Annotated in this window: 5 protein-coding genes; 3 read left to right on the top strand and 2 right to left on the bottom strand. The window is 70.5% G+C overall.

What is annotated here, in order from left to right; genetic code table 11:
- Nucleotides 1–34 precede the first annotated feature (34 nt).
- Both FrCorBMG51_RS30200 and FrCorBMG51_RS00190 read left to right on the top strand, forming a co-directional pair.
- Complete coding sequence (locus tag FrCorBMG51_RS30200; protein WP_235433192.1) at nt 35–172, top strand: hypothetical protein; 138 nt, start codon at nt 35–37, stop codon at nt 170–172.
- A 208-nt stretch (nt 173–380) separates the two neighbouring features.
- Nucleotides 381–854 carry an antibiotic biosynthesis monooxygenase family protein gene (locus FrCorBMG51_RS00190; protein ID WP_047221142.1) on the top strand — a complete coding sequence of 158 codons (474 nt, stop codon included), beginning with the start codon at nt 381–383 and terminating at the stop codon, nt 852–854.
- A gap of 68 nt (nt 855–922) precedes the next feature.
- On the opposite strand, the gene FrCorBMG51_RS00185 is transcribed toward FrCorBMG51_RS00190, so the two are convergent.
- Nucleotides 923–2,041, bottom strand: a complete 1,119-nt coding sequence (locus FrCorBMG51_RS00185; RefSeq protein WP_047221141.1) for a hemolysin family protein — start codon at nt 2,039–2,041, stop codon at nt 923–925.
- The gene (locus FrCorBMG51_RS00180) at nt 2,038–3,621 is read right to left on the bottom strand and encodes a hemolysin family protein (RefSeq protein ID WP_047221140.1); all 1,584 of its coding nucleotides are present in this window, start codon (nt 3,619–3,621) and stop codon (nt 2,038–2,040) included. The genes FrCorBMG51_RS00185 and FrCorBMG51_RS00180 overlap by 4 nt, the downstream gene beginning before the upstream one ends.
- Before the next feature lie 348 nt (nt 3,622–3,969).
- Between FrCorBMG51_RS00180 and FrCorBMG51_RS00175 the strand changes: the two genes are divergently transcribed.
- Nucleotides 3,970–4,864: ParA family protein (locus FrCorBMG51_RS00175; protein ID WP_235433191.1), on the top strand; the 895-nt coding region annotated here is incomplete at its 3' end.

Below are 4,864 nucleotides of genomic sequence, written 5' to 3'. Positions count from 1 at the left end.
GGGGCTCGCCGCCACACTGCCGCTGTCGGTGCTGTTGTCGCTGCTGCTGGTGCTGTCGGTATCGGTATCGGTGGTGCTGTTGACGCTGGTGGCACCGCCCGCGTCGGCCATCGGCCGGCAGGACCCGGATCGTGTCACGGCATCAGTGACCTCGTTGACTCGATGCCGCTGATCAATCACCTGAACATCCCCGTTTCTTACTCTCAGAAATCAAATAGCAACTAATAGTTCCACATCGACCATGATGGATGCATGCAGGGTGCGTTACGTGTCCAGATTGCGATCAGATGGTGATGCAATGCCGGGCGATGCGTGCATGCGCCGCTCTGAGTGAGTCGTTGCGGTGTCGCGTGGCCGGTGCCACGAACTAACGTGGCCTCATGAGCGTTGTGAAGATCAATGCACTGACCGTCCCGGCCGAGCTGCGGGCCACGCTGGAGCAGCGGTTCGCTGGTCGGGCCGGCATCGTGGAGGCCGCGGACGGTTTCGAGTGGTTCGAGCTGCTACGGCCGGTGGAGGGCACCGACACCTACCTCGTCTACACGCGTTGGCGTAGCGAGGAGGACTTCCAGAAATGGCAGGCGTCCAACGCCTTCCAGGCCGGGCACGCGCAGGCGGCGGCGGACGCCGCGGGTGGTCCGGCGCCGGCCGGTCATCCCGGAGCCGGCGGTCACCCCGGCGCCGGTGCGCCAGCCGGCCATGGCGCGCCGGCTGGTCATCCCGGATCTGGTGCGCCGGCCGGTCACGGCGGACCCGGCGGTCACCCCGGGGCCGGTGCGCCGGCCGCGACCGCGGCCACGCTGTGGTCCTTCGAGGTCGTCCAGTCGGCCGCGCCCAGGAACGAGAAGGCCTAGGCCACGCCTCGCCACCCGAAGCCTCTCCGTCCGTAGGTGGAAGCCGTCACCAGGACAGCGGTTTCCACCTACGGCTTCCGCGCCTGTAGGTGGAAACCGCTGTCATAGGGGAGGTTTTCACCTACGCCCGGCCGGTGGCTGGCGTCCTCGATCTCGCCCACGAACTCCTCGACCACGTCCTCGAGAGCGATGACGCCGCGGGTCGTGCCGTTCGGCCCGGGTATCCGGCCGAGGTGGCAGCCGCTGCGCTGCATCAGGCGCAGGACCTCGTCCAGCGGCAGGTCGGCGCGGATCTCGACCATCGGCCGCAGCCGGCGTGGCGGCAGCGGTTCGTCCCGGGCGTCGCCGTGGATACCGATGACGTCCTTGGCGTGCACGAAACCGACGATTACCGGTCCCGGTCCGGCTGGGACGTCGCCGTCGGCGGCGCGTACCGGGAAGCGGGAGAAGCCGGTCCCGGCGACCAGCCTCTCCAGCTCGGACGCGGTCACCGACCACGGGACGGTCACGATCTCGACAACCGGGATCATGATGGTGCCGGCGGTCCGCTCGGACAGTTCCAGTGCGCCGGTCAGCAACTCGTGCTCGGTGTCCTCCAACAGGCCCTGCTGCCGGGATTCCGCGATCATCACCGCGAGCTGGTCCGGGGTGTAGGCGGTGCTCAGCTCGTCCACCGGATGGACGCGGACGAGCCGGACACACCGGTTGGCGACGGCGTTGAGAAAGACGATCAGCGGGCGGGTCAGGCCGGCGAACCGGAGCAACGGCGGTGCGAGCCAGCGGGCGGTCTTCTCGGGGCCGGCCAGCGCGATGTTCTTCGGCACCATTTCGCCGAGCACGATGTGCAGGCAGACGACGATCAGGAGCGCGAGCGCGAACCCGATCGGGTGATGGAAACCGCTGGGGACGCCGAGCCCGTCCAGACCCCCCTCGATCAGGTGGGCGATCGCGGGCTCGGCCACCGCGCCGAGCCCGAGCGAGCAGATCGTGATGCCGAGCTGGGAAGCCGCGAGCATCAGCGACAGGTTCTCGATCGCGGTGAGGACGCTGCGGGCCTGGTGGTCGCCCTCGGCCGCATACGGTTCCATCTGGTCGCGACGGACCGAGATGACGGCGAACTCGGCGCCGACGAAGAACGCGTTGCCGGCCAGCAGGAAGATCGCGCCGACAAGATAGAGCAGGGTCATCGCCGTGCCCGTCCGGCCGGGCCGTCGGCGCCGACGGCGCTGCGCGGAGCGTGCGGGCCACGCGGGCCGGACGAGTGACCGGCGTGCCCGCTCCGGCGGGTCCGGGCTGGCTGGTCGGGTGGGCGGCCCGCCAGCCGGACACGGCTGACGCGATGATGGTCCATCTCCTCGACGGTGAGCAGCCGGCCTTCGACGTAGACCTGGTCACCCGGCTCGGGAATGCGCCCGAGCCGGTGCAGGACGACGCCGGCGACGGTCTCGTACGGGCCGTCGGGCAGCCGGATACCGGTCAGGTCGGCGACCTCGTCCGGGCGGAGCAGGCCGGAAAGCGACCAGCTCCCGTCCGGCCCGGCGGTGGCGTCGGGTCTTTCCGGCGCGTCGTACTCGTCCAGGACATGGCCGACGAGTTCCTCGACGAGGTCCTCCAGGGTGACCAGGCCGGCGGTGCCGCCGTACTCGTCGATGACCACGGCGATCTGGAGGCTGTGCCCGCGCAGGGTGGTGAGCAGATCGTCGCAGCTCAGCGATGCCGGCACCACCACCGGAGCGACCATGAGCAGGCTGACCGGTGTGCTGCCGCGCTCGGCCGGCGGCACACCGAAGGCGTCCTTGACGTGGACGACCCCGACGACGTCGTCGACGTCCCCGGGAACAGCCGTGACGCTCCCCGGGCCCGGCGGCTCGGCGGCCTGGCCTCCGCCGCCGCCGCGGACGGTGGTGCCGCGGACGGTGGTGCCGCGATCGGCGCCCGTATCCCTACCGGCACTCGAATCCCTGTGGGCGCCGGTATCGGGCGCGGCGGCACCGGAGGAGCGCAGGACGGGGAAACGGGAGTGGCCTGATTCCCCGGTGACCCGGAGCAGTTCCGTGACGCTGTCGTCGGCGTGCAGCGCGACCACCCGCACCCGCGGCGTCATGACGTCCTGGGCGGCGCGCTCGCGCAGCCGCAGGGATCTGCCCAGCAGACTTGCGGTGTTGCCGGGCAGCGTGCCGTGCTCGGCCGACGAGCGCACCAGCCAGCCGAGCTCGGACGGTGATCTGGCCGATCGCAGTTGGGTCCGCGGCTCGATCCCCAGCGCGCGCAGCAGCCGGTTGGCGGAGCCGTCGAGAAGCGTGATGATCGGTCGGCAGACGCTGGAGAAGAGCATCTGCGGCCCGGCGACCCACTGGGCCGTGGCCACCGGTGTCGCGACCGCGATGTTCTTCGGGAAGAGCTCGCCGAAGACCATCTGGGTGACTGTCGCGATCAGCAGGGCGGCGGTCACCGCGACGGCATGGCCGACGCCGGCTGGCAGGCCGGTCGCGTTGATCGCCGGTAGCAGCAGGGAGGCGATCGCGGGCTCGGCGATGTAACCGAGTACCAGCGACGTCAGGGTGATTCCCAGCTGCGCGCCGGAAAGCTGGAACGACAGCGACCGGACGGCCCGCAGCACCCGGGCCGCGCGGTGGGAACCGTCCCGCGCCGCCTGCTCGAGCCGGCTGCGGTCGACCGCCACAAAGGCGAATTCGGCGGTCACGAACAGCCCGTTGGCGGCGATGAGGGCGACGACCAGCAGCAGGCCGAGAATGTCACCGATCATTGCGGTGGCGGGGGCCGGCGAAAGCCACCGCGGTGCTCGGACGATCGGGAGCCTGCCGCGGACGCCGCTGTCGAGGCCGCCCGGAGATCCCGCCCGGGCGGTACCGGCGCGCCGCGTGCCATCTCCTCATCCTCACAGACCTCCGCCGTGCCGCCCAGAGGTTTCCCGGGCCGGGGCCCGATGCCCAACCAGGTACGCCGACAGGAAGGCCCACGGCTGATCATGGACGGATGAATGCGTGTTCTTTTATGATTTGTCCGAAATAGAGATCGAGTTTTTCAGGTATCGGTGATGTTGTTGTGGCGTGGGGTGTTGTGGTTTTGCGCCGACGCTTGGAGACTGATCTGTATGGCTCGCGTCTTCGCCGTCACAAACCAGAAGGGTGGCGTCGCCAAGACGACGTCCGTGGCGAGCCTCGGCGCCGCGCTGAGCGAGTTGGGATGCCGGGTTCTGCTCGTTGACCTCGACCCGCAGGCATGCCTGACGTTCTCCCTGGGCCTGGATCCAGACGTCATCGAGCTGTCCGTGCACGATGTGCTGCTGGGCCGGCTCAGCCCTGGCCTCGTGGTGCGGCGGACCGAGGACGGCCCGGATCTGCTGCCGGCGACCATCGAGCTGGCCGGCTGCGAGGCCGTGCTGTTGTCCCGCACCGGCCGTGAGCACGCGCTACGGCTCGCGCTCGCCGAGATCGACGAGCGCTACGACTTCATCCTGATCGACTGTCCGCCCTCGCTCGGAATCCTGACGATCAACGGGCTGACGGCGGCGGACGAGGTGATCATCCCGTTGCAGTGCGAGACCCTGTCGCATCGCGGTGTCGGGCAACTGCTCGACACCGTCCACGACGTGCAACGTCTGACCAACGCCGAGCTGCGGGTCCGCGGGGTGCTGCCGACCCTGTTCGACGCCCGGACCGCGCACGGCCGCGCCGTCCTGGCGGACGTTTCCGCCCGGTACGCGGTCGCGGTGCTCCAGCCGCCCATCGCGCGGTCGGTCCGGTTCGCCGAGGCGCCGGGTTCCGGACGTTCGATCCTCACGACGGCGAGACGTTCCAGGGGGGCGGCGGCATACCGGGCGCATGCCCGGGCGCTGCTGGCGGGCTCCGCCACCGGGGCCGCGTCCGACCCTCGAGGAGAGGGCGGCGGCGGGGCCGCGGCCCGAGGGACGGCTGGGAGCACGCCCCGGACGGCGTCCGCGGTGCCGCCGGTACCGACGCCACCGGGCGGATCACCGGCTCGCCCGC

Source organism: Protofrankia coriariae, assembly GCF_001017755.1.
GTDB lineage: Bacteria > Actinomycetota > Actinomycetes > Frankiales > Frankiaceae > Protofrankia > Protofrankia coriariae.
The sequence above is the reverse complement of the archived record's forward strand: the minus strand, read 5'-3'. Positions and strand labels throughout refer to the sequence as shown.

Excerpts from the sequence above, each read along its gene's own strand:
- FrCorBMG51_RS00180 (WP_047221140.1), bottom strand. The coding sequence starts at position 3,621 with ATGATCGGTGACATTCTCGGCCTGCTGCTGGTCGTCGCCCTCATCGCC.
- FrCorBMG51_RS00185 (WP_047221141.1), bottom strand. The coding sequence starts at position 2,041 with ATGACCCTGCTCTATCTTGTCGGCGCGATCTTCCTGCTGGCCGGCAAC.
- FrCorBMG51_RS00190 (WP_047221142.1), top strand. The coding sequence starts at position 381 with ATGAGCGTTGTGAAGATCAATGCACTGACCGTCCCGGCCGAGCTGCGG.